General features: G+C 32.0%; 16 protein-coding genes. 8 read left to right on the top strand and 8 right to left on the bottom strand.

Features of this window, described 5'->3' with window-relative positions:
• Nucleotides 1-37: 37 nt before the first annotated feature.
• From HQN85_RS00145 to HQN85_RS00135, 3 genes are all read right to left on the bottom strand, one after another.
• Nucleotides 38-997, bottom strand: coding sequence for a LiaF transmembrane domain-containing protein (locus HQN85_RS00145; RefSeq protein ID WP_173268320.1), 960 nt, complete (start codon nt 995-997; stop codon nt 38-40).
• 90 nt (nt 998-1,087) lie between these two features.
• The gene (locus HQN85_RS00140; RefSeq protein ID WP_173268319.1) at nt 1,088-1,753 is read right to left on the bottom strand and encodes a PspC domain-containing protein; all 666 of its coding nucleotides are present in this window, start codon (nt 1,751-1,753) and stop codon (nt 1,088-1,090) included.
• Nucleotides 1,754-1,771: 18 nt separating this feature from the next.
• Nucleotides 1,772-2,467, bottom strand: coding sequence for an SDR family oxidoreductase (locus HQN85_RS00135; protein ID WP_173268318.1), 696 nt, complete (start codon nt 2,465-2,467; stop codon nt 1,772-1,774).
• Nucleotides 2,468-2,609: 142 nt separating this feature from the next.
• Between HQN85_RS00135 and HQN85_RS00130 the strand changes: the two genes are divergently transcribed.
• The 4 genes from HQN85_RS00130 (at nt 2,610) to HQN85_RS00115 (ending at nt 6,162) form a co-directional block, all read left to right on the top strand.
• Nucleotides 2,610-3,344, top strand: coding sequence for an MlaE family ABC transporter permease (locus HQN85_RS00130; protein ID WP_173268317.1), 735 nt, complete (start codon nt 2,610-2,612; stop codon nt 3,342-3,344).
• Nucleotides 3,341-4,093, top strand: a complete 753-nt coding sequence (locus HQN85_RS00125) for an ABC transporter ATP-binding protein (protein ID WP_173268316.1) — start codon at nt 3,341-3,343, stop codon at nt 4,091-4,093. The genes HQN85_RS00130 and HQN85_RS00125 overlap by 4 nt, the downstream gene beginning before the upstream one ends.
• Before the next feature lie 14 nt (nt 4,094-4,107).
• Nucleotides 4,108-4,995, top strand: coding sequence for a class I SAM-dependent methyltransferase (locus HQN85_RS00120; RefSeq protein WP_173268315.1), 888 nt, complete (start codon nt 4,108-4,110; stop codon nt 4,993-4,995).
• A gap of 132 nt (nt 4,996-5,127) precedes the next feature.
• Nucleotides 5,128-6,162 (top strand): hypothetical protein, encoded by a 1,035-nt coding sequence (locus HQN85_RS00115; protein ID WP_173268314.1) that lies wholly within the window; start codon nt 5,128-5,130, stop codon nt 6,160-6,162.
• Between the two features lie 42 nt (nt 6,163-6,204).
• Here the strand turns inward: HQN85_RS00115 and HQN85_RS00110 are convergent, their stop codons facing one another.
• From HQN85_RS00110 to HQN85_RS00100, 3 genes are all read right to left on the bottom strand, one after another.
• A complete protein-coding gene (locus HQN85_RS00110; protein ID WP_173268313.1) occupies nt 6,205-6,609 on the bottom strand; it encodes a hypothetical protein in 405 nt (134 codons plus the stop codon).
• Between the two features lie 10 nt (nt 6,610-6,619).
• The gene (locus HQN85_RS00105; RefSeq protein WP_173268312.1) at nt 6,620-9,529 is read right to left on the bottom strand and encodes a DNA gyrase/topoisomerase IV subunit A; all 2,910 of its coding nucleotides are present in this window, start codon (nt 9,527-9,529) and stop codon (nt 6,620-6,622) included.
• Between the two features lie 231 nt (nt 9,530-9,760).
• On the bottom strand, nt 9,761-10,282 hold the full coding sequence (locus HQN85_RS00100; protein WP_317170024.1) for a cytidine deaminase: 522 nt from the start codon (nt 10,280-10,282) through the stop codon (nt 9,761-9,763).
• Nucleotides 10,283-10,460: 178 nt separating this feature from the next.
• On the opposite strand from HQN85_RS00100, the gene HQN85_RS00095 reads away from it, so the two are divergent.
• From HQN85_RS00095 to HQN85_RS00085, 3 genes are read left to right on the top strand one after another with little or no spacing between them, the layout of a single operon-like run.
• A complete protein-coding gene (locus HQN85_RS00095; protein ID WP_246249566.1) occupies nt 10,461-15,386 on the top strand; it encodes a translocation/assembly module TamB domain-containing protein in 4,926 nt (1,641 codons plus the stop codon).
• Entirely contained in the window at nt 15,370-17,688 is a 2,319-nt protein-coding gene (gene tamL, locus HQN85_RS00090) for a translocation and assembly module lipoprotein TamL (RefSeq protein WP_173268309.1), read from the top strand. The genes HQN85_RS00095 and tamL overlap by 17 nt, the downstream gene beginning before the upstream one ends.
• A 7-nt stretch (nt 17,689-17,695) precedes the next feature.
• Nucleotides 17,696-18,691: a YihY/virulence factor BrkB family protein gene (locus HQN85_RS00085; protein ID WP_379115653.1), complete on the top strand. Its 996-nt coding sequence runs from the start codon at nt 17,696-17,698 to the stop codon at nt 18,689-18,691.
• Here the strand turns inward: HQN85_RS00085 and HQN85_RS00080 are convergent.
• Both HQN85_RS00080 and HQN85_RS00075 read right to left on the bottom strand, forming a co-directional pair.
• Nucleotides 18,652-20,805 carry an ATP-binding protein gene (locus tag HQN85_RS00080; protein WP_173268307.1) on the bottom strand — a complete coding sequence of 718 codons (2,154 nt, stop codon included), beginning with the start codon at nt 20,803-20,805 and terminating at the stop codon, nt 18,652-18,654. The genes HQN85_RS00085 and HQN85_RS00080 overlap by 40 nt on opposite strands.
• Nucleotides 20,806-20,927: 122 nt before the next feature.
• Nucleotides 20,928-22,817, bottom strand: a complete 1,890-nt coding sequence (locus HQN85_RS00075; protein ID WP_173268306.1) for a DNA topoisomerase IV subunit B — start codon at nt 22,815-22,817, stop codon at nt 20,928-20,930.
• A gap of 254 nt (nt 22,818-23,071) precedes the next feature.
• Between HQN85_RS00075 and HQN85_RS00070 the strand changes: the two genes are divergently transcribed.
• Nucleotides 23,072-24,424, top strand: a complete 1,353-nt coding sequence (locus HQN85_RS00070; protein ID WP_173268305.1) for an APC family permease — start codon at nt 23,072-23,074, stop codon at nt 24,422-24,424.
• Nucleotides 24,425-24,430 lie beyond the last annotated feature (6 nt).

Genomic DNA, 24,430 nt, shown 5'->3' with positions numbered 1-24,430 from the left:
TGATTTTCATCTTTTACCCATTTAAAAAAACTTATAATTAGTATCTATCTACCTCAAAGCTACTTAAACCACCATCAAAATTTATAAATATTTTTTTAGTTGAAGATTGATAGTTAGGTGTTTCATAAATGCCGTCGCTAACTTTTGTAAAACCGGTAAAATCTTTTGATGACAAACCTGTTTTAGTTTTAATACGACATCCAGAACCTGTCGGAATTTTAATTTTTACATCAGCTACCCCAGTTTTAACGTTCACATCTGTAATTGGCAATAAATCTCCTAATTTAACATCAAGTTCTGCTGCGCCTCCATCAAAATTGAATTTTCTTACCTTATAGTTGGATAAATCGAAATCTATTTGACCCGCTCCCATTCCAAAATGCATTTCCCAAATTGGTTTTGTATTTAAACGAACATCTACATTATTACCACCATTTCCAATCGACCATCCTCTGCGATTACGTTTATCCTGCATTTTAAAAGTTAATGTATTTACGCTATCAGATGTGGTTTTATCTAATGCAAAATTTCCATTTCTTTTTTTAACATCTGCGGAGAATAAGCTATCTGTTTCTCCTTTTAGATTGAACGAAGTACCTCCGCCAGAAATATTTAAGATCGTTTTTTTAACTGTATCCTCTGCAGTAAATGGTTCAGAAAAATTCAATTTTGTATAATCAGAATTATCGTCGTTATCATCATCCATATCTATATTTACATGATTATCATCATTCCACCAAAAACCGCGTTCTGGTCTTTGCTGTCCTTTTACGAATAAAACAGATAGTGTAATTATCAAAATACTTAAGGAAATGATATTCCCTGTTTGAGAATTGTTTCTGTTAAAAAGAATATTTACACCCAATATGATTAAAAATACTGGCCAAAAATCCCATACGTTACGCCAATAGAAATTTATAACGTTAAAATTATCTAACAATAGTACACCACCTATAAATAAAAGTAGCACACCCCATATTACTTTATCTAATTTCATCTTTTTTAAATTATTTGTACTTGGTGTGTAGTTCGCATGAAAACTATCCAACCCCAATTAATTATTTATCATGCTTGTTTGGTTTTTCTATTAAGGATTTGGTGTTGCCGAATCTTTATTTTCTTCAATTATTGTGACATCTTCAACTGGCTTTTCTGTAGCTGTATTTTGAGCTTCTTCAGTGGTTTTTTTAAAATTATCCCACTCGGTTTTTCTTTGATTTCTAAAGATTAAACTTATTCCTAATGCTACAATTGCTAAAGGCCATAATTTGTAGATTTTAAAAATGTTAAACCAATGAGGGATTACATCAAACTGTCTAAGTAAGAAATAAAAACCTAAAATTAATAAGATTAAACCTCCAATTGTACGGCCTGTATCATTCCCTTTTGGAAATTGATTGATCGCATTAGGGTCTTTAAAATCTGGGCCTGCATTTGGTGTATTCCATTTAGTTTGGTCGCCAAAGTTTGATGGGTTATTAAACGCATTTGGCGAATTAAACATAGAAGAATCTTGCTTGTTTTTATTAAAATACTCGTTAAACTTTGCATAACGAGCAGCAGGATCATTATTTACCGGCACAACAATCCACATTACTATGTAAACTAACAAACCTGTACCTGCTAAAAATATGGTTGCCAAAACAAATAACACTCTTATAATTGTGATATCTACTTGCATATAATCTGCCAAACCAGATGCAACACCTGCAACGGTTTTATTGTGTTCGTTTCTAAACAATCTCTTTTCCATAACGCTTTCTCCTTCTATTTATGTGTTAAAATTTAAAGGCTTCAAGACTATCTCTTCAACGTTTACTCCACTACTTAAATTTAAAATGGAGTATAAAGAATTAGCAATATCTTCTGGTTGTACAAATTTTTCTGGGCTTATGTTAGTGCCTTCCCATGAAGCAGTTAATGTAGAACCTGGCAAAATTGCTGTTACTTTAACGTTGTATGCTGATAACTCTTTCCGCAATACATTATTAAGACTTAGTATCGCGGCTTTTGTTACACTATAACTACCTGCATTATCAATTATCTCTGTACTCGCTATGGAACAAATATTAAAAATATGACCAAATTGCTGGTCTTTCATTATTTTTCCAAAATATTTAGATAGATAATAAGGAGCATTTACATTTACCGCATTTTGGTATTCGAAATTTTTATCTTCTTCATCCAACATATTTCCTGGTATAAAGACTCCTGCATTATTCACTAAAACATCAATTTTATCAAAAGAACTTTTTACTTGGTTGCAAAAACTATAAACTTCTTCCTTATTGCCCATATCCGCCTTTATAGCAATAATTTTAACCTTTAAGTGGGCTAATTCACTTTTGAATGTTTGCAAATCACTTTCAGTTCTAGCACAAATTGCAAGGTTAAATCCTTGTTGTGCTAATTTTAACGCAATTGCTTTTCCAATTCCTTTTGTTGCCCCAGTTATTATGGCATTCATAACTAATAAGATATTTGTTTATTGCAAAAAAGGGTATTAATATTGGGAAACAATAATATTTTTTAACAAATACACAAAGGCTGAACATTTTTTATTGTTTCTTTGTATTATATTGTATTACACTACAACTAATCTTTATTAAATGAACTTTACCAATTTTGGCAAGTATATCCTGCTATTAAAAGCAGCGTTCAGAAGACCCGAAAAAACTAAAATATATTTAAAATCCATTTTTCAACAAATGGAATTTATTGGCGTTGGCTCATTAGGCTTAATTAGTATTATTTCTACTTTTATTGGTGCCGTAATGACCTTACAGATTGCTTTCCAGTTGGTAAGTGATTTTATTCCAAAAACAATTATCGGTTCTGTTAATCGCGATTCAAGTATATTAGAGTTAAGCCCTACCATTAGTGCTATTGTATTAGCGGGTAAAATCGGCTCTGCTATCTCATCAGAAATAGGTACTATGAGAGTTACCGAACAAATTGATGCTCTAGAAATTATGGGGATCAATGCACCTGGTTACTTAATTCTACCAAAAATTATCGCAGGTATCACTATGGTTCCTGTTTTAGTAGTTATTTCAATGGTATTAAGTATTACTGGTGGTTATTTGGGAGGAACACTTTCTGGAGCAGTTTCTGCAGCAGAATATGTACAAGGTATTACTACAGATTTTAATCCATATACCATTACAGTTGCTTTGGTAAAAGCCTTTGTTTTTGGATTTATTATTACATCTGTACCAGCTTATGAAGGTTTTTATGTGAAAGGTGGTGCCTTAGAAGTTGCACAAGCAAGTACAAGAGCAGTTGTAGTAAGTTGTATTAGCATTTTAGCATGTGATTATATTGTAACCCAATTATTATTATGATCGAGATTAAAGATATTCACAAATCGTTTGGTGATAATGAAGTTTTAAAAGGAATTTCTGGAAAATTTGAAGAGGGTGTTACTAATTTAATTATTGGTGGTTCTGGCTCGGGAAAAACTACCTTATTAAAATGCATGATTGGCTTACACCAACCTGAAAAAGGCAGTGTACTATACGATGGACGAGAATTTACTCAGCTTAATTTTGAGGAACGAATAGAAATCAGAAAAGAGATTGGTATGTTATTTCAAGGTTCTGCATTATTTGATTCGATGACGGTTGAGGAAAACATTATGTTTCCTTTAAATATGTTTACGGACCAGGCACGAAGTGAAAAATTAGATCGTGTTAATTTTTGTTTAGAAAGAGTTAATCTTCCTGATAAAAACAAATTATTTCCGGCAGAGCTTTCAGGCGGAATGAAAAAACGTGTAGGTATTGCTCGGGCTATTGCTATGAACCCAAAATATCTTTTTTGCGATGAACCAAACTCCGGTTTAGATCCAAAAACTTCAATTGTAATTGACGAATTAATTAAGGAAATTACAGAAGAATATAAAACAACAACCATTGTAGTTACGCACGATATGAACTCAGTAATGGGCATTGGTGATTATATTATCTTTTTACACGAAGGAAAAAAATTCTGGGAAGGTTCTAACAAAGAAATAGCTAAAACAGATATTGAAGAACTTAATGATTTTGTATTTGCAAGCCGATTTATGAAGGCCGCGAAAGGCAAATTTTAATTTACAAACCATTTATGATTAGCCTTTTAACCCCAACACACTGGAAAGATTACGAGTTAATAGATTGCGGAGATTTTGAAAAATTAGAACGCTTTGGCAATCTTGTACTTTCTCGTCCAGAACCGCAGGCAGTTTGGAAAAAAGTATTATCTCCACAAGAGTGGAAGAAAAAAACTCATATTAATTTTAAAGGCCGTTCCGCAACCACTGGAGAATGGATTAAAATTGATAAAAATGTTCCAGACCGCTGGAATGTAAATTATAAAAATGATGATATCAGTATCAATCTACGATTAGGCCTTACTTCCTTTAAGCATGTGGGCGTTTTTCCAGAGCAAGCTGTTAATTGGGATTACATTTCATCATCAATCAAAAAGTTTAAAACTCCCATACCAAAAGTACTCAATTTATTTGCTTACACAGGTGCAGCATCTTTAGTGGCTAAAGCCGCAGGTGCAGATACCACTCATGTTGATTCCATTAAGCAAGTGGTGAACTGGGCAAATGAAAATCAGGAATTATCGAATTTAAAAGATGTACGCTGGGTTGTTGAGGATGCATTGAAATTTGTGAAAAGGGAATTAAAACGCGGTAAAAAGTACAACGGAATTATTTTAGATCCACCTGCTTTTGGCCATGGCCCAAATGGTGAAAAATGGAAATTGGAAGATCATATTCAAGAGATGATGCAAGATGTTGTTCAATTATTGGATGAAGAAGAACATTTCCTCATCTTAAATACGTATTCATTAGGCTTTTCATCGGTAATTGTAGAAAATTTAATCAAAACTTCTTTTCCACAGGTAAAAAATTTAGAAACTGGGGAACTTTATTTACAAGCCACATCTGGTATTAAACTACCATTGGGTGTTTTTGGCAAGTTCAACACTTTTAAAAAATAACTTTCTAATCTCAATAAAAATCAGCTTTTTTGACAGAATGTTAATCTGTTGATAATTATAACATACGTCCAAACCGAATTGGTGTATTTTTGATAAAAGATAACGCTAAAAACTAAAAATTAAATACTACTTATGAAATTAACCAAGATTGCGGGAATATTCTTAATCGGAATAGCTACAATTAGTACATTTTCTTATTGCACTTCTGATGCGAAAAAAAGTAATGGTAAAACTGCAAGTACAGACTCAACCAAAGTTGAAGAAGAAAATCAACGTACACCAGTTGATACGGCAAAATACAATGCCTTAATAAAAAAATTGGCCAATGGCGATACTACTGGAAAATGGCCAGTAAAAAATCAACCTTACCCAATTGATGGAGCAATTTTACCTTTTAAACGAATTGTAGTTTATTATGGAAATTTACACTCAAAAAAAATGGGCGCATTAGGAGAATATGCTCCAAAAGAGATGTGGCAACGCTTAAATGCTGAGGTTAAAAAATGGCAAAAAGTAGATCCATCTACTCCTGTACAAGTTGGCTTACATTACATTGCAGCAGTAGCTAGTGGTACTCCTGGTAAAGATGGGAAATACATTAATAGAATGGGAAATAAGCAAATTGATTCCGTTTTAAAGATTGCTAAAATGCACCCTAACACCATTGTATTTTTAGATTTACAAGTTGCTTTAAGTACTATAAAAGCTGAATTACCTCACATAGAAAAGTATTTAGAAATGCCTAATGTACATTTAGGTATCGATCCAGAGTTTTCTATGAAAGATGGTTCATTGCCAGGCAAAAAAATCGGTACTTATGATGCGGCAGATGTTAATTATGTAACTGGGTATTTAGCAGATATCGTTAAAAAGTATAATCTTCCTCCGAAAGTTTTTGTATTACACCGTTTCACTAAAAAAATGGTAACAAATAGTCAAAACATTAAATTGAGACCAGAAGTACAAATTGTAATGCACATGGATGGTTGGGGTGAACCAGATTTAAAATTAGGAACGTATCGTCACTTTATTTATGGCGAACCTGTACAGTTTACAGGGTTTAAATTGTTTTATAAAAACGATATTAAAAAGGCTCCTAATCGCATGATGACTCCAGAAGAGCTAATGAAATTAAAACCCTTACCTAGTTATATTCAATATCAATAATTAGATTAATAAAAAGGCTTCGAAAATTTCGAAGCCTTTTTATTAAAATTCTCCTTTTCCGGCTTTAGGTGGATCTCCTGTTCCTCCGATACTTTCAAAGCCTAGATAACCAAATTGATAATCTTTATTTATTACAATACTTACATCAGCTTCTATCAGATTTGTTTTTGCATAAAAGATATATTTATAAACATAGTCTTTGTAAGAAATAAATTTAATAGATTTCAATTTACCCATCATTCCAAAAACTTCCTTCATCTGTGCAGTTACTGTTTCTAAAGGCACTTTTTGTTTATAAACAGATGCATATAGATCATAAGCACCTCGATAATTCTTTTCATTAAAACAATCTATCCATTTATTTATAGCTACTTCAACATTTTTATCTTGAGCAAATGTGATTAAGCTAATAAACGATAACAATCCAATAATAAGTATTTTCTTCATATTAGTATCCTTAAAAAAAACCTAATTGTCCTTTATCATCAATCTTAATATCATCTGGATTGGTAATTTCAAAATCTACTTTTTTAGCAGGTTTTGGTTCATCAGTTTTAGGTTCAAGTTTTGCTTCCTTATCTTCTATTTCCTTTTTCTCTTCAACTTCACCTTTCTCCCCTGTCGCTGGTTGTTGCTCAATTTTAGCAGGTTTAGATTCGAAAACTAGCTTCTTCTTTTCCGGTTCTTCAATAAGTTTTTCCTTTTCTGCTTTTATTTCAGACAGTTGATTTTCTTGTTCTGTTGCTAAATTAATTTGATCCGGAGATATTTCTTCACCTATTTCAGTTGTATTTTCAGTTAAATCTTCTTCATAATTAGATTCATCAACATTTACTTTTGAAGTTTCAACCAGCACTGTTCCTATTTCTGATTCTGCATTTACCAAGTTCACTTTTTTCACATCATGTTGCGAAAGTCGATTGCCATTAGCTTTTAGTCCCTTCACATCAATTAATCCTGCTAAGTCTAATACTAAAGTTTCTGGAGTTTTAGATTTTCCTTTTTCTACGTCAACCTGAACTTGTGCATCTGCCTTTCCTGTGATAAAAATCATTTTAGACCCTGGTTCTTCGCTAATAATGCTTACTTCTTTACCAGCAGGTTGTAATTCGAACACAAAACGTTTTACATAATAGTTTTTCGCCTTGGCATCGTAATGTATTAATCCGTAAATTTTTTCAGGATCAAATTTTTGCATTAATACAATTCCTGGATCAAAGTGATTACTTAAATCGAATGATGTTAGTTCGTACCAACCTGCAGCATTAACTTGCAAAATTTTATCATCGCCATCAAATTCACCAAGGTATTTCCCTCTCCCATCTACATTTAAGCGTTTTAGTAATTCATCATACCAAATCTTTAATCCTGATAAGGTAGAAACCCCTTTACTCTTAAATAAAACTTTTTTAATAGGATATTTTGAAACTATATTTCCTTGAGACGCTCGTCCTTTTATAGCAGTTTCTGCAAAATCTATATCAAATTGTAGCTTTTTAAGTTTAGAATGTGGCTTAAGCTGTACGGTAATTACTTCTGCTTCGCCATTAGGATTTGCTGTAAAATATAAAATCTTAGATCCTTTTGTTCCTTTGGTTAAATCGTATTCTTTATCGCGAGTAACACCTAAAACCGAGAAACGTTTAATGTAACTTGTTCCGTTTGCACCATCTCTATAAATGAGATTATACACGGTTCTATCATCCCCTTTTTTAAATACTTGCGCATGAATAATTCCTTTACCTACAAAGGTTTTATCGGCCACCTTTGTCACAATACACTTTCCATCTTCACGAAAAACAATGATCTCATCAATATCAGAACAATCTGCAACGAACTCGTCCTTTTTTAAGCCTGTACCAACAAAACCGTCTTCTTTATTCACGTACAACTTTACGTTTGCTAACGCGACTTTGCTCGCTTCAACTCTATCAAATAAGCGAATTTCGGTTTTACGCTCCCTGCCTTTTCCGTATTTATCTTTTAGTTTCTGAAACCAAGCGATCGCATAATCAGTTAAATGGCGTAAATGACCTTTTACAACTTTAATTTCATCTTCTAAAGCTTTCATTTGCTCATCAGCCTTTTTCACATCAAAACGTGTGATGCTACTCATTGGCTTATCGATTAGCTTTTTAAAATCTTCTGGTAAAATTTCTCTATAGAGTGAGGCTTTAAAAGGTTCAAATAAAATGTTTAACACATTCACAACAGCGTCAAAATCACTTGCATTTTCATATTCAGGATTTTTATACATCCCTTCTTGAATGAAAATCTTTAACAATGAACTAAAGAAAATTCGCTCTTGCAATTCGTACAAACGTATTTCTAATTCACGTTTTAATAGGAATTTAGTGTGCTTAGTGTTTTGCTCTAATATATCATTTACTGTTAAGAAATGAGGTTTATCATCCTTAATAATACAGGTATTTGGAGAAATAGAAACTTCGCAAGCGGTAAAAGCATACAAGGCATCGATGGTTACATCTGGTGAAATACCAGGGGCTAATTGAATAACAATTTCCACATTTGCAGCGGTATTATCTTCAATCTTTTTTATCTTGATTTTGCCTTTATCATTAGCTGCTAAAATACTATCAATAACAGATCCCGTTGTGGTACTGTATGGAATTTCAGTAATTACCAACGTTTTTTTATCCTTCTCGGTAATTTTTGCACGAACTCTAATTCTACCACCACGCATTCCTTCGTTGTAGTTAGAAAAATCGGCCATGCCTCCTGTAAAGAAATCTGGTAAAATATTACTCCTGTTTCCTTTTAAAATTTCTATCGAAGCATCTAACAATTCAACAAAATTGTGCGGCATTACTTTAGTGGCTAAACCTACTGCAATACCTTCTGCTCCTTGTGCTAATAATAAGGGAAATTTAACAGGTAAGGTTACAGGCTCACTGTTTCTACCATCGTAACTTAATTGCCAAATGGTGGTATCAGCATTAAAAACTACATCATTTGCAAATTTCGATAAACGAGCTTCGATATAACGAGGTGCTGCAGCGCTATCTCCTGTGATAGGATCTCCCCAGTTCCCCTGGCAATCTATTAATAAATCTTTCTGTCCAATTTGAACCATGGCATCGCCAATTGAGGCATCACCATGTGGATGGTATTTCATGGTATTCCCAATAACGTTGGCCGCTTTGTTAAAACGTCCGTCGTCCATTTCCTTAAGCGAGTGCATAATACGGCGTTGCACGGGTTTTAAACCATCGTGTATGTGCGGAACTGCCCTATCTAGAATTACATAAGAAGCATAATCGAGAAACCAATTTTCATAAAGCCCATTAATTGGGGTAATTGTATGTTTATTTTCTTCGTTTAAGTTGTTTTCTAATTCTTCACTCATTCGCTATAAAAGTATTTGGGATGCGTAAATATAACGCTTGTTAATAGAATTTTAGTGAGAAGTTTTAAACAGGGTGTGAAATAAAATTACACTATTGAGTTTTAGATTTCAGGTCAGATTTGAAAAGCAAAAAACAGTAACTCTTTTTAAAGTTAGTCCCGCTGTTCGCTTTACTTCGTGTTCGCTACCATCGGGTTTAGTTAACACAGTAATGTGCAACTATCTTAGATTTTACCCGCCTAATCTATCCTCTACAAAACCAAAAGGTAATAAACTCTTTACTCCTTTTACTTTAATTATTTTGCCATCAATGCAATAAAACAACACATCAATAGGCAATTTTTGCCTTTGTTCATATTCTGCCATTACTTGTAAACAAGCTCCGCAAGAAGTAACAGGATTTTCTATTTTAAAATTTGCTGTTTGTGCTGTAATTGCCATCGATTTTATAACCGCATTCGGATAATTTGATCCGATGGTAAACAACGCAACCCGTTCTGCACACAATCCAGATGGGTAAGCTACATTTTCTTGATTGCTACCTAAAACTACTTGATCATTAGTCAATAGAACTGCTGTACCAACTTTAAACTTAGAATATGGTGAGTGTGAAGAAGTCAAGGCGTCTTTTGCTTTGTTGCATAGCATTTGGTCTGTTTCCGAAAGTTCTTCTATATTATCAAAAGTTTCGTAGCTGATTGTAAAATTTTGTGTAATCATAATAATTAGTTCCACAACTAATTTGCGGGGTATAAACCTAAGCTATTTTTTCTTTAAATACTAAAGAACATTTTTAGCTCAATTTTGTTTAAAAATTACATGTTATGGCATGGTTATAGTTTAAAGATTAAATCATCTCAATTTATTTCGCTTGAACAAGTATTTACGTAAAGGTTTAAAGATTATTTTATGGATAATTGCTAGTATAATTATGCTAGTTATACTTGTTGCAGTTTCTCTAAATATCCCTGCTGTACAAAATTTTGTTAAAAATAGAGCCATTAGTTATCTCAAAAACAAAACAAAAACAGAAATAAGACTAGAAAGTATTAAAATCGCTTTGCCAAAAGATGTTGTTTTAAACAAGTTTTATATTGAAGACCGAAAAGGCGATACGTTACTTTATGCAGAGAAATTACAGGTTGATATTAGTCTTTTTAAGTTGCTTAAAAACACCGTTGAGGTTAACAAAATTGAACTAAAAAAAATACGTGCTAACGTAAAACGAATAAATCCAGATACGAGTTTCAATTTTTCTTTTTTGGTAGATGCTTTTATGACGGAGGAGAAAAAAAATCCGGAAAAAGATACGTCTTCTGCACCGCTAAAATTCAGAATTGATAAGGTTTTATTTACAGATATTGGCATTACCTACCACGATGATGTAGCTGGAAATGATATGAAGTTACATTTGGGTGAGTTTAAATCGAGAATTAAAGATTTTGATTTGGCTAAACAAAATTATGTCATCAAGGAATTAAGCTTAAAAAATTCTTCGTTAAATTATCTTCAACAGAAACCTTTAACACAATTGGTACAACATATTACCAATAGCGTTGATAGCACACAAAAAACGACTGGAAAATTACCAACGATCACTGTGCAGGATTTTTCATTTAATAATGTAAAAATCAATTATGATGATCAGTTATCAACTACAAAAGCTATAGCAAATCTTAATGATTTAGGTTTAGTTAATTTAAAATTAGATTTAACGAATGGCAAGTATAATGCCGATGAAGCAAAATTAAACAAGTCTAAAATCTTGTTTGCGTTTAAGCCTGCACCTAGCAATAATTTAAAAAAAGTAAAAGATACGGTTGTTGTAGAAGCATCGCCCTTGGCCTTATTTTTAAAGAAAGTTGACTTTAATGATAATGAAATTCAATATGATAACGTTGCTACAAAGCCAACAAAAGGTTTTGATTTTAATCATCTTAACATTACTAATTTAACTTTAGGTGTAGATGATTTAAATTTCAGCAATGGAGGGATAACTGTTAAGGTTAATAATGGTTCTTTTAAAGATAAAAGTGGTTTTATTTTAAATGATTTAAAAGGTGATGCGATTTATAACGACAAGCAAATTAAATTGGCCAACTTCATTTTAAAAACTCCAAATACAACTATTGAAAATGCTACTGAATTAAGCTTTACCTCGATAGATGATTTAACCAAACATCCTGAAAAGGTAAAACTAAGTTTAAACTTTAAAAATACCACTATAGGTTTAAAAGATGCTGCCTTTTTTAGTAATGCAATTCCTACAAATTATCGAAATGAAAAAATTAAAATAAATGCGAATGTAAACGGATATCTAAACAATTTGAATATTCCACAATTGCAGATTAGCGGTTTAAAAAACACTCAAATAGATATTAGTGGTAAAGTAAAAGGGTTACCGGATTTAAATAAAACTTATCTCGATTTAACGATTAAAAAACTTCATTTAACTAAAGGCGATATTTTAGTTGTTGTGCCGAAAAAATCGTTACCTCCTTCTATAGAATTACCTAATGTGGTTAATGCCAGAGGAATTTTCAAAGGTTCGATGACTGATTTTAATACCAACCTTAATATACAAACTGATATGGGTGGGGCAGTGATAGTTGCGAATATGAAAGGGCCTAAAGGTAGGGAGAGTTATAAAGCGAACATCAGTTTAAACAATTTTAATGTAGGCAGATTGTTGAAACAACAGGCAACTTTAGGTAGAATTACTGCTAAAGCTGATGTAGTTGGAACAGGGTTAGATCCTAAAAAAATTAATGCAAAGTTTAACGCGAAGGTATTAAGTGCGACTTACAATAAATACAATTATCGAAATTTGAGTTTGAGTGGAACATATGCTAATCAATTAGTAAATGTTAAAAGCACTATGCCTGATAGTAATGCAAACTTTAATTTAAATGCACAGATAAATTTGGCTGGGAAATATCCTAGTATAAAAGCTAATGTAGATTTGAAACAAATTGATCTGCAAAAATTGAATTTTAGTAGCACAGAGTTTAAAGTTGCTGGTAATATTAAAGCAAATTTAAGTACTGTTGATGTAGATTATTTGAATGGTGATGTTTTTGCTACTGGTTTGCAATTGGTAAAAGAAGGCAGAAAATTTAATGTTGATACTGTTGAGTTGCATGCACTTTCTACGGCAACATCAAATAGTTTAATTCTAAAATCAGAATTGTTAAGTGCAAAAATTGATGGTAAATATCAGTTAAGTAAAATTGGAAATGCTGTTATCAATCAAATCAATAAATATTATCAATTTGGGGAAGTTACTTCCATTCCAGATCAGCGAATTAGGTTTGCCATTAACATTTACAATCCGAAATTTTTAAAAGATTTTGTACCAGAGCTCACTACTTTTTTACCTTCAAAAATTAATGGACTATTGGATACACAAAAGGATAGTTTATTAATGAATGCTTCCTTTCCAAAAATAGTTTATGGCGATTATACAATAGATAGCAGTCGAATTGCGGTAAACAATACCAATCAAAAGCTAAATTATAATTTCACTATTAAGAGTATTCAAAGTCCTGCTATCGTGTTATTTAATAGCGAAATTTCTGGTGATGCGGCGAATAATCAGTTGAATTTAAATGTATTTCTTAGAGATAGACAACGAAAAGACAAGTACGTAATTGCAGGAATTTTTAAATCGTTTAATAAAGATTTTAGATTTAATCTTGATCCGAACAAACTCTTATTAGATTATGAAAAATGGACTGTTGATCCAGCAAATTACATACAATTTGGACGTTCGGGTATTTTGGCCAATCAGTTTAATTTAAGTCAGGGCTCACAATTATTGAGTATTAATAGCATTACTAATACTCCAAATTCGCCATTACAAGCAGAATTTAAAAATTTCCAGATTGAAACACTTACCAAATTTGCTGAAACTGATACTACTTTAGTTGGTGGTACAATTAACGGAAAAGTGAATGTTAAAGACTTAGTATCAAACCCTAAGTTCGAAGCTGATTTAACTGTCAGTAAATTGCGTTATCAAAAGGATGAACTTGGAGATTTGAGTTTATTAGTAAACAATAATACAGCGAATGCTTTTGAAGTAGACGCGAGATTAAAAGGCGTTCATGAACTGAGCGCAAAAGGTTTCTATTATACAGCTCCAGAAAGTGCATTAGACTTAGCGGTAAATATTGATAAAATAGATCTTAAAGAAATAGAAAGTGTTAGTTTGGGTCAGATTAGAAATGGAAAAGGAACATTAACAGGACAGTTCTCGGTAAAAGGAGAATTAACGTCACCTAAAATATTGGGAAATCTTAAGTTTAATAATGCTGGATTTAATGTTGCCTACATCAATTCTTATTTTACAATGCCAAACCAAGAAATAACTTTTAATAATGAAGGAATTAGGTTTGATGATTTTACACTAATTGACTCTTTAGGGCAAAAAGCAATTATCGATGGAAATATTTATACCACAGATTTTAAAAACGTAAGGTTTGGTTTAGACATTAGAACAAACAACTTTAGAGCAATAAATTCTACAGCAGCAGATAATGACATGATTTATGGTACGGTATTTTTAACCAGTACAATAAAAGTTCGTGGAGATTTAAATCAACCAGATGTTAACATGGATATTAAAGTTAACAAGGGAACAAAATTCTTTTATGCCTTGCCAATAAATGATCCATCGGTAATTGAACAAGAGGGAATTGTACAATTTATTGATAAAGATGCGCCACCTTTTAACGGCAAAAAAGATTTAAAAGCAGACAGTGTAAGTAAATCTCCACTAAAAGGATTAAATCTTGTTGCAGACATAACCATAGATCCAGAAGCTGAGTTGAATGTAGTTGTAGACCCGCAAAATGGAGATAACTTAAGCGTAAAAGGCAATGCCAATTTGAATGCAACAATTGATCCGAGCGGAAAAATTAGTTTAACAGGACGCTACGAGGTTGAAGAAGGTTCTTATAGTTTAACAGTTGCCCCATTAGGAAAAAGACCATTTAAAATTGTAAAAGGAAGTACCATTATTTGGACTGGTGAACCCACCGCAGCAACTGTTAATTTAACCGCTTTATATGAAGTAAACGCAGCTCCAATTGATTTAATTAACGAACCAGATAATATTAGAGCTAAAACAAAATTGCCATTTCAGGTTTATTTATACATGAAAGATGAGTTGTTAAAACCAACTATCTCTTTCAAAATTGATTTACCTGAAAACGAACGTGGCGCATTAGAAGGAACCGTTTATACCAAATTGCAAAATGTAAATAGAGATGAAAATGAGTTGAACAAACAAGTTTTTGCACTGCTCGCCTTAAACCGATTTATTGCGAATAATCCTTTCCAAAGTTTAGTAGGTGGCGGTGGGGGAGCTTCGACGTTAGCTCGTTCTAGTGTAAGTAAATTATTAACGGAGCAATTGAACAATTTAGCATCTGATTTAATTCAAGGTGTAGATTTAAACTTCGGTGTAAATTCTTCAGAGGATTACTCAACTGGGTCATTGCAGCAAAAAACAGATTTAGAAATAGGTTTATCTAAAAAATTATTAAGTGATAGATTGACGGTAACTGTAGGAAGTTCGTTTGGATTAGAAGGCCCTAAAACACCTGGACAAAGCTCATCAAATATTGCTGGCAATGTAAATATTGATTATGCACTATCTGCTGATGGAAGATATAGATTAAGATTTTATCGTCGTAACCAAAACGAAGGAATAGTTGAAGGTCAGATTATAGAGACTGGACTTGGATTTACTTTAGTTGTAGACTATAATAAGTTTAGAGAAATTTTCCAATCACGTAAGAAAAAATTAAGAAATCAAATAGAACGTAAACCAAAAGATGAAACAACTAATTAAATCGATATTATTTTTATTGGCTTGTTTGGTTGTGGCGAGTTGTAGTACAACCAGCAGATTAAAACCTGGACAATATTTATATACTGGGGCGGATATAAATATCAATCCAGATTCTTCTACAAGAATTGATAATCAAAAAGAGGTTAAAAAAACGTTAGAAAGTAAAACCAGACCACGACCAAATAAATCAATATTAGGTATTAAATATAAGTTGTTGATTCACAATTTAGCCCCTGATACTGTTAAGCCAAAGGGAATTGGAAATTGGTTAAAAAACAAAATTGGCGAACCACCAGTTTTACTCAACGATGTAAAAATTAAATATAATAATGACGTTTTAAAAAGTTACTTAATTAGTCAAGGATATTTACAATCTGATGTTACTGGCGATACAGTGATTAAGGGTAAAAAAGGAAAAGCTGTATATACTGTAAACACAGGAATTAGGTATAAAATTAATAGCATTACTTTTCCAAAAGACACAGGGGATTTAACGCATATCATCAATTTAAATAAAGATAAAACACTATTAAAAGTTGGAGATTTTTATGATTTGGATACTTATAAAAATGAAAGAATTAGAATTGATAACGATTTAAAAGAAAGTGGCTATTTCTATTTCAATCCAGATTATTTGATTTTACAGGTAGATAGTACAATTGGAAAAAATTTAGTTGATGTTAATGTAAATATCAAAAACACTTCTCCAGATGCTGCATTAAAACCTTACACTATTCATAACATCAATATTTTCCCTAATTATAATTTGCGTAGAGATAGTTTGTTGAGGAGTTTAAAACCTATACAGTACAATGATTTCAATATTTATGATAATAGAAACACTTTCAAACCTAAATTATTCGATCGGTTAGTTTTCTTCAAAAAAGGAGAAAATTATAATAGAAAAGATCATAACCAATCTTTAAATAGAATGGTAAATATTGGTGCTTTTCAAGATGTTAGAGCAGAATTTTTGCCAATAGATAGTTTCAGAAATAATCAGTTGAACTTAAATATCTATTTAACTCCTTTGAAGAAAAATTCACTGACTTTTTCGGTTACTGGAACAAGTAAATCGAATAATTTTGTTGGTTCTGAAGTTAAATTAACTCAAACTACACGTAATTTATTTAGAGGTGCTGAACAGTTAGATATAAGTGTAAGTGGTGGTTTTGAAACACAAGTGAGCGGAATTGCTAAAGGCCTAAATTCTTATTCATTTACAGCAGAAGGTAAATTAACATTCCCTCAATTTATAGTTCCTTTTTATAAGCCAAAAACCACCAATGCATTTATTCCAAAAACCATTGCTTCTCTTTCTTATCAATTATTAAGTAGAGGATCTCAATATTCATTAAATGCATTTAAAACAGAATTTGGTTACAATTGGAAAGAGAACATCAGAAAAGAACATAATTTCAATCCAATTTCAGTAAACTTCGTACATGCAAGTTTTCCAGATAGTGCAACAAAAGAAAACCTTTTTAATTCAAACCCAATACTAAGGAGTTCTTTAGAAAATCAATTTATTATTGGAAGTAACTACAATTTCACTTATTCCAATCAGATGGAAACTGCTAGGAGAAATAATATTTATTTTAATGGTGGAGTAGAAACTAGCGGAAATGTATGGGGACTTTTTGTCTCAAAAGATGAATTAGGCAGAAGGGGATTATTTGGAACATCACTTACCCAATTTGTAAGACTTGAAACAGATTTAAGAGATTATTATAAAATTAATAAGAATGTAACTTGGGCAAATAGACTAAATCTTGGTTACGGTTATGCCTATGGCAACAGTACATCTTTACCTTTTGTTCGTCAATTCTTTGCTGGCGGAAGTAATGATATTAGAGCATTTAGAGCTAGAACATTAGGACCAGGAACTTACAAAGTGCCAGAGAATAAGACATTTTCGGACCAAGGTGGGGACATAAAAATGATGTTAAATACCGAACTTCGATTTAAAATTGTTAGTGTATTGTATGGAGCTGTATTTGTAGATGCTGGTAATATCTGGCTAAGAAAAGAAGATAAAGGCGATCCTGCAATTCCAGGAAGTGCAAGATTGGGCTCAGGATTTAAACTCAAAAATGCGTTGAACGAATTGGCTGTTGGTACTGGTGCTGGTTTGAGAATTGATGCTCAAATATTTGTAATTAGATTAGATGGCGCATTCCCTATTAGAAAGCCATATTTACCTAGCGGACAACGCTGGGTGTTAGATCAAGTAGATTTTGGAAGCAAAATGTGGCGAAAAGAAAATCTTATTTTAAACATTGGCATCGGCTATCCGTTTTAATAGTATGATTGGTTTAATAAAGAAAGCAAAAAACTTAGTTATAGGTACATATCATTTATTTATAGCCGCAGGAAAAGGTTTTATAGAAGATCGTGTAATGAAATTGAGTGCCTCTTTGGCATATTATACTATATTTTCACTTACTCCATTAATCATTATTATCATCTCAGCTACTAGTCTTTTTTTAGGAGACAACATGGATCCTAACACAAAGTTATTTGGGGAAATTAGTAAAATGATTGGTAATGAAGCTGCCCATCAATTGAGAGGTTTTGTAGAAAACGCAAACCTTTCTGGTAAAAGCACAATGGGTTTAATTATCGGAATTGTAACCTTAGTAATAGGATCAACAGCAATTTTTATTGAAATTCAGGATAGTATAAATCAAATATGGAAGGTAAAAGCAGTTCCAAAAAAGGGATGGAAAAAGCTTATCACAAATCGCTTATTGTCATTTTCACTCATCGCGTCTTTAGGGTTTTTACTATTAGTTTCTCTTGTTATTAATAGCATTGTAGTAGGAATTGGAAACAAATTAGAAATTTATGCTTCTAAAATCGGTATTGAACAAATTTCTAGTTTTTTCATGCTTATTGTGACGAATATTTTAACATTAGCAGTAGTGACAGCCATTTTTGCTATTATTTTCAAAGTATTGCCAGATGTAGATTTGAAATGGAAACCAGCTTTAATTGGCGCATTATTTACCGCTCTTATGTTTAGTTTAGGTAAATATGCAATCAGTATTTATATCGAAAAAGGTAATCCTGGTTCTACATTTGGTGCAGCAAGTTCGATTATAGTAATTTTAGTCTGGATCTATTATACGTCTGTTATTTTATACTTTGGAGCAGAATTTACTCAAGCCTATGCCGAAAAATATTCTGACGGCATTGCGCCCTCAAAATACGCAGTTCACTTAAAAACCATTATTGTAGAAAAGAAAGTAGAAGTTTTACCACCTCAGCACCCTGAAGATACTGTAGATTGTCCTAAAACATAAACTACAATTTTATCCATCAATTCTTGCTCAGAAAAAGGTTTAAGCACCAAATCATTGATACCTGATTCAATATACTTTTCACGATCTTCTTTTAAAACATTTGCTGTAACTCCTAAAATCGGTGTATTCATCTTTGCAGGATCGGCATATAATCTAATTTTACGTGTTAATTCTACCCCTCCCATTTCCGGCATTTGAATATCAGTTAAAATTAAATCGTAAGTATTATGACGAAATAACTCAAACGCTTCTTTTCCATCATAAGCAACATCAGTTATTATTTTATATTTTTTAATAACAGTTTGTATCAGTAATACATTTAACTTATTATCATCTGCTAATAAAACTCGTTTCCCTTCTAAATTATCAAAAGTGCTAACAGTAGTTTTAATTATTTCTACACTTTTATTGCATAACTCATACGGAATTTCAAAACTAAATATCGAACCCATACCTAATCTACTACTCACACCTATTTTTCCATTTTGAAACTCTACTATTTTTTTACAAATAGCTAGTCCTAATCCGGTACCTTTTTGTTTAACTTTAGTTGATGAGTAGTATACTTGTGCAAATTCATCAAATATCATATCTAAGTTTTCAGGAGTAATTCCAATTCCTGTATCTATAACATGAACTTTTAATACTGCTTGCTTTTTATCATTTAAACTAAAATCAGCCTTTAATGTAACTGAACCTTTTTCAGTAAATTTAATAGCATTACTCAATAAATTCATTACGACTTGCTTTAAACGAAGTGAATCTCCAGAAAAGCAAATGCTATTGTTAAAGGAAATATCCTTTTTTAACTCAACTCCTTTTTTACTCGCTAGAATACTCATACTCGTGTATACTTCTGTAATTGCATCAAACGGGATAAAAGAAATCTTATCAAAGCTAACCTTACCGGTTTCGTACTTAGAAAAATCTAGGATATCATTAACTACATCTAACAGTATCCTCGATGAATTTTCTATTGCGGTTAGTTGTTCTGTTTGTTGATAGTTTAATTTACTATGACTTAATTGCTCGGAAAAACCAATAATCGAGTTTAAAGGTGTACGTATTTCATGGCTCATATTTGCTAGAAATCTGCTCTTAGAAATTGCATATTGTGAAGTTTTTTGACTATACTTTATTAATGCATTTTCATTTTTATAAATTTTCCAAATATTATATAGAATAGCTGAAACTAATATTAAAAGTATGAGGATGCTTAAGATAAAAATTGTGTCAAGGCTTTTAAACGTATCATGAATATCTTCATTTATTTGTTTCCGATTTTGAGAAACAAATGTCATCTCATGTTTTTTATAGTTTTGTAAAAGGGAAACTAATTCAGCAATTAGCCTATTATTGATTTGTAAAATAGCAATTTCATTCTTTTTGAGCATACTATTCGCTAAGTACAAATTATTTAACTTTTGCAGTTGTGTAATGCTAGAATTCTTGTTTTGTGATGAAGTATCAATCTTAGTTTCAGTTCTAACTACTTTGTAAGCTGTATCTTCAACCTTAGGTTTCTTTTTGGAAAAAACAGCTGCTAATCTTTCAAAAAATTTCGGTTTCGGTTGAACCTTAATAGGAGTGATAATGGTATCTACTTTAACAGTTCTTTTAATCTTTTTATAAGTAAAATTATTATTTGTATTAACTAGAACTCGAGTATTTGTATCTACGTTTGAAGAAATATTAATTAAGCTGTCTGTTAATAATCTTAATTTTAAATAGAGTTCTGTTCTACTTTTTTTTTGGTCAACTAAAGTTTTGATATTTTTTGAACCATTTTTTTCATTTTCATTCACCCTACTATTCATATCATCTAAGGTGTTTGAAACAAAATCTATATCGCTCGTAAATCTTTGGATATAGTTTTTCTGACCTGTTGCAGCAAATAATCGGCAATTATTATCTGCATTATATAATACGATAATACAAGAGTCTATCTGACTATAATCTTCTTTTAATTCAGAAAGTTGATGAATGTTATTTAATAAAACAGTAGTTCTATTATTTCGAACATAGAAAAAAATAGCACATAAAAATAAGGCTAATATTAAAAAAACTACAAGACTATAACGTGTTGAAGGATTTTGGGTAGAAGAAAAAGGCATAAACTTGTTAATTAAAATTATAATGCCCTAAAATTTAAGTTTAGGGCAATTTTTTTAATAACAAGTAGAGTGGTGCACAAACATACACAAAATAATATTGCTTATCAGTTAATTAAAAAAAATTAAGCAACCTCTAAATTTTCTGTATTAGCTTCGTTTCTCTCTCTTTCTTCTTCCTTAATTTCGTCTTTTTCTATCCTTAAATTTTTAATAATATGCTGTTGTCTTTCGGGAGTATTTTTTCCCATATAATATTCTAGCAAGCTCTTTATCGTCTGATCTTTCAAAATCACAGGGTCAAGTCTAATATCTTTACCTATAAATAAACCAAATTCATCAGGCGATATTTCTCCTAAACCTTTAAATCGAGTGATTTCTGGTTTTCCTCCCAATTTTTCAATCGCATCACGACGTTCATCTTCACTATAACAATAAATAGTTTCTTTTTTATTACGAACCCTAAATAATGGCGTTTGCAAAATATACACATGTCCTGCTCTAACCAAATCAGGGAAAAACTGCAAAAAGAAAGTCATCATTAATAAACGAATATGCATTCCATCTACGTCTGCGTCTGTCGCAATAACAATATTGTTATAATGCAATCCTTCTAGTCCATCTTCAATATTTAAAGCATGTTGTAACAGATTAAATTCTTCATTTTCATATACAACTTTTTTAGTGAGTTCGTAGCAATTTAAAGGTTTTCCCTTCAGACTAAAAACCGCTTGACAATCAACATCACGTGATTTTGTGATAGAGCCCGAAGCTGAATCTCCCTCTGTAATAAACAATGTAGTTTCGTATCTTTTATCGTGAGGAGTGTTAAAATGAACCTTGCAATCTCTTAGTTTTTTATTGTGTAGGGATGCTTTTTTAGCTCTATCGTTCGCTAGTTTTTTAATACCTGCAATATCTTTACGTTCTCTCTCCGATTGAACAATTCTTTTCAACAAAGCTTCGGCAACATCAGCATGTTTGTGCAAATAATCATCTAGTTCTTTTTTTACAAAATCGTTAATGAATGTACGAACAGATGGCCCTTCTGGACCCATATTTTGCGAACCTAGTTTAGTTTTAGTTTGTGATTCGAAAACAGGTTCCTGAACTCTAACCGAAACTGCAGCAATAATAGAAGCTCTTACATCACTTGCATCAAATTCTTTCTTATAAAATTCGCGAATGGTTTTTACCACCGCTTCTCTAAATGCAGCCTGGTGTGTTCCACCTTGTGTAGTATGCTGACCGTTTACAAAAGAATGGTAATCCTCCCCATATTGCTGACCATGAGTCATCGCAATTTCTATATCGTTTCCTTTTAAATGAATTATAGGATAACGAATATTTTCTACATCGGCTACTTTATTTAATAAATCGTATAATCCTCGCTCCGAGAAATATTTTTGATTATTAAAATTGATAGTTAAACCTGTATTTAAGAACACATAATTCCAAATCATGCTTTCTACAAAATCTGGAATGTAGTGGTAATTTCTAAAAATGGTATCGTCTGGATAAAAAGTAATTGCCGTACCATTTCTTTGTGTTGTTTCAATAATTGGTTGATCTGAAACAATCTCACCTTTGCTAAATTCTACTTTTTTGGTTTTGCCATCGCGATAGCTTTGCACCACAAAATTAGTTGATAACGCGTTTACAGCTTTTGTACCTACACCATTTAACCCTACCGATTTTTGAAAAGCATTGCTATCATATTTACCACCAGTATTTATTTTACTTACGCAATCTATAACCTTCCCCAAAGGAATTCCACGACCATAATCACGAATGTTCACTTTATGCTCTGAAAGTGTAATTTCGATAGTCTTACCAGATCCCATTACAAATTCATCAATAGAATTATCTACAATTTCTTTTAGCAATACGTAAATTCCATCGTCTTGAGCAGAACCATCACCAAGTTTACCAATGTACATACCAGGACGTAAACGGATGTGCTCTTTCCAATCGAGGGACCTTATACTATCGTCGTTATAAATAGGTTCTGCCATAATTCTTGTATGATAAATCGTCGTTTAGAGCTCAGCGAGAAATCTATTGATTGATTACCTAACAGTTTTCTCTTTCATTCCTCTGTCGAAACGACAAGAAGAAACTCAGCATTACAAATTTAATTTAATCTCTATGGAAATCAATTACAAAGTTTCCACAAATGAACATTTTAAGCCACAAGCTAGTTACTCAAGAGTATTGACTTTTGACTCAAGGCTAAAAAATTGTATCTTCCAAAATCAATTTAAACTCCATGCAAATTAAAAAACAGCTCTCTCTTTTCGATCTTTCTATGATTGTGGTCAGCTTGGTTATCGGAATGGGAATTTTTAAAACTCCTGTTAACGTGGCCGCTAAAGCTCAAATTCCTGAATTGTTTTTCTTAGCGTGGATTATTGGTGGAATTATAGCAGTTTGTGGCGCTTTAACTTATGCAGAAATCGGCTCTCGTTACCCTGTTACTGGCGGATATTATAAGATTTTCTCTGTCTGTTATCATCCATCTATTGCATTCGCTATCAATTGTATCATTGTAGTTTCTAATGCCGCCTCGGTTGCTGGCATTGCCTTAATTGGGGCTGAATATTTGAGCAAAATTATTCTCGCCCCTGAAATGCAAACAAGCGAATACCGAATCCTTATAGGAACCATTAGTATTATTATATTTTACGCTATTAATTTATTAGGGTTAAAAACGAGTTCGAAGACACAAAACGTTTTAACCATAATTAAAATTTTAATGGTGCTCACTTTAATATGTGCTGTATTTTTTGGGGAACAAACCACAGGCATCACTCCTATTTTTAAAAGTGTATCAGGTGGTTCCCCAGTTTGGAGCGATTATGGAAAAGCACTCGGTTTATGTCTAATTGCTGTTTCTTTTAGTTTTGGAGGATATCAACAAACCATCAACTTTGGTGGAGAAGTAAAAGAGGCAAAAAAGATTGTACCACGTTCAATTATTATCGGCTTAGCGATTATCATCACTTTATACATGGCAATAAATTATGCTTATGTTAAAGTAATTGGTTTTGAACAACTTAAAACAGCAGAAAGTATTGCGGCTATACTAGCTGGTAAAATTTTCGGTCCAATAGGATTTTCATTATTATCAATCTTAATCTATTTATCTGTTTTAGGTTATGTGAACGTAAATTTATTAAGTAATCCGAGGGCAATGTATGCCATGGGCGAAGAAAGAGCTTTACCTAAAATCTTTACAAAAACCACAAAAAAACATGGTGTAATGATTGTGAGCTTAACAGTTTTTACCATTATTGCAATTTTTACGCTTTTCTACGCTCAAACTTTCGATAAAATTTTAAACTACTCTATATTTTTAGATTGCATAGGATTTGCAACTTCTGCAGCTTCCATTTTTATTTTACGTAAAAAAACTGCTCATTTAACCAAAAAAGACATTTATACTGTTCCATTAGGGCCAATATTGCCTATTTTATTTATTGCGGCTTATTTATTTGTGGCATTTAGTATTTATACTGATGATCCTAATGCCGCCTTAAATGGCTTGTATATATTTATAGGATTTATCATCATTTATTTCATTATCAGATACTTTAACAACAAAAAAGAAAGCAATATTTAGTCACTA

Origin of the sequence: Pedobacter boryungensis, assembly GCF_013204825.1 — a bacterium.
Taxonomy (GTDB): Bacteria; Bacteroidota; Bacteroidia; order Sphingobacteriales; family Sphingobacteriaceae; genus Pedobacter; species Pedobacter boryungensis.
Note: the sequence above shows the minus strand (reverse complement) of the source record. Positions and strands in the feature narration are given on the sequence as shown.

Excerpts from the sequence above, each read along its gene's own strand:
- HQN85_RS00145 (WP_173268320.1), bottom strand. The coding sequence starts at position 997 with ATGAAATTAGATAAAGTAATATGGGGTGTGCTACTTTTATTTATAGGT.
- HQN85_RS00140 (WP_173268319.1), bottom strand. The coding sequence starts at position 1,753 with ATGGAAAAGAGATTGTTTAGAAACGAACACAATAAAACCGTTGCAGGT.
- HQN85_RS00135 (WP_173268318.1), bottom strand. The coding sequence starts at position 2,467 with ATGAATGCCATAATAACTGGGGCAACAAAAGGAATTGGAAAAGCAATT.
- HQN85_RS00130 (WP_173268317.1), top strand. The coding sequence starts at position 2,610 with ATGAACTTTACCAATTTTGGCAAGTATATCCTGCTATTAAAAGCAGCG.
- HQN85_RS00125 (WP_173268316.1), top strand. The coding sequence starts at position 3,341 with ATGATCGAGATTAAAGATATTCACAAATCGTTTGGTGATAATGAAGTT.
- HQN85_RS00120 (WP_173268315.1), top strand. The coding sequence starts at position 4,108 with ATGATTAGCCTTTTAACCCCAACACACTGGAAAGATTACGAGTTAATA.
- HQN85_RS00115 (WP_173268314.1), top strand. The coding sequence starts at position 5,128 with ATGAAATTAACCAAGATTGCGGGAATATTCTTAATCGGAATAGCTACA.
- HQN85_RS00110 (WP_173268313.1), bottom strand. The coding sequence starts at position 6,609 with ATGAAGAAAATACTTATTATTGGATTGTTATCGTTTATTAGCTTAATC.
- HQN85_RS00105 (WP_173268312.1), bottom strand. The coding sequence starts at position 9,529 with ATGAGTGAAGAATTAGAAAACAACTTAAACGAAGAAAATAAACATACA.
- HQN85_RS00095 (WP_246249566.1), top strand. The coding sequence starts at position 10,461 with ATGCTAGTTATACTTGTTGCAGTTTCTCTAAATATCCCTGCTGTACAA.
- tamL (WP_173268309.1), top strand. The coding sequence starts at position 15,370 with ATGAAACAACTAATTAAATCGATATTATTTTTATTGGCTTGTTTGGTT.
- HQN85_RS00080 (WP_173268307.1), bottom strand. The coding sequence starts at position 20,805 with ATGCCTTTTTCTTCTACCCAAAATCCTTCAACACGTTATAGTCTTGTA.
- HQN85_RS00075 (WP_173268306.1), bottom strand. The coding sequence starts at position 22,817 with ATGGCAGAACCTATTTATAACGACGATAGTATAAGGTCCCTCGATTGG.
- HQN85_RS00070 (WP_173268305.1), top strand. The coding sequence starts at position 23,072 with ATGCAAATTAAAAAACAGCTCTCTCTTTTCGATCTTTCTATGATTGTG.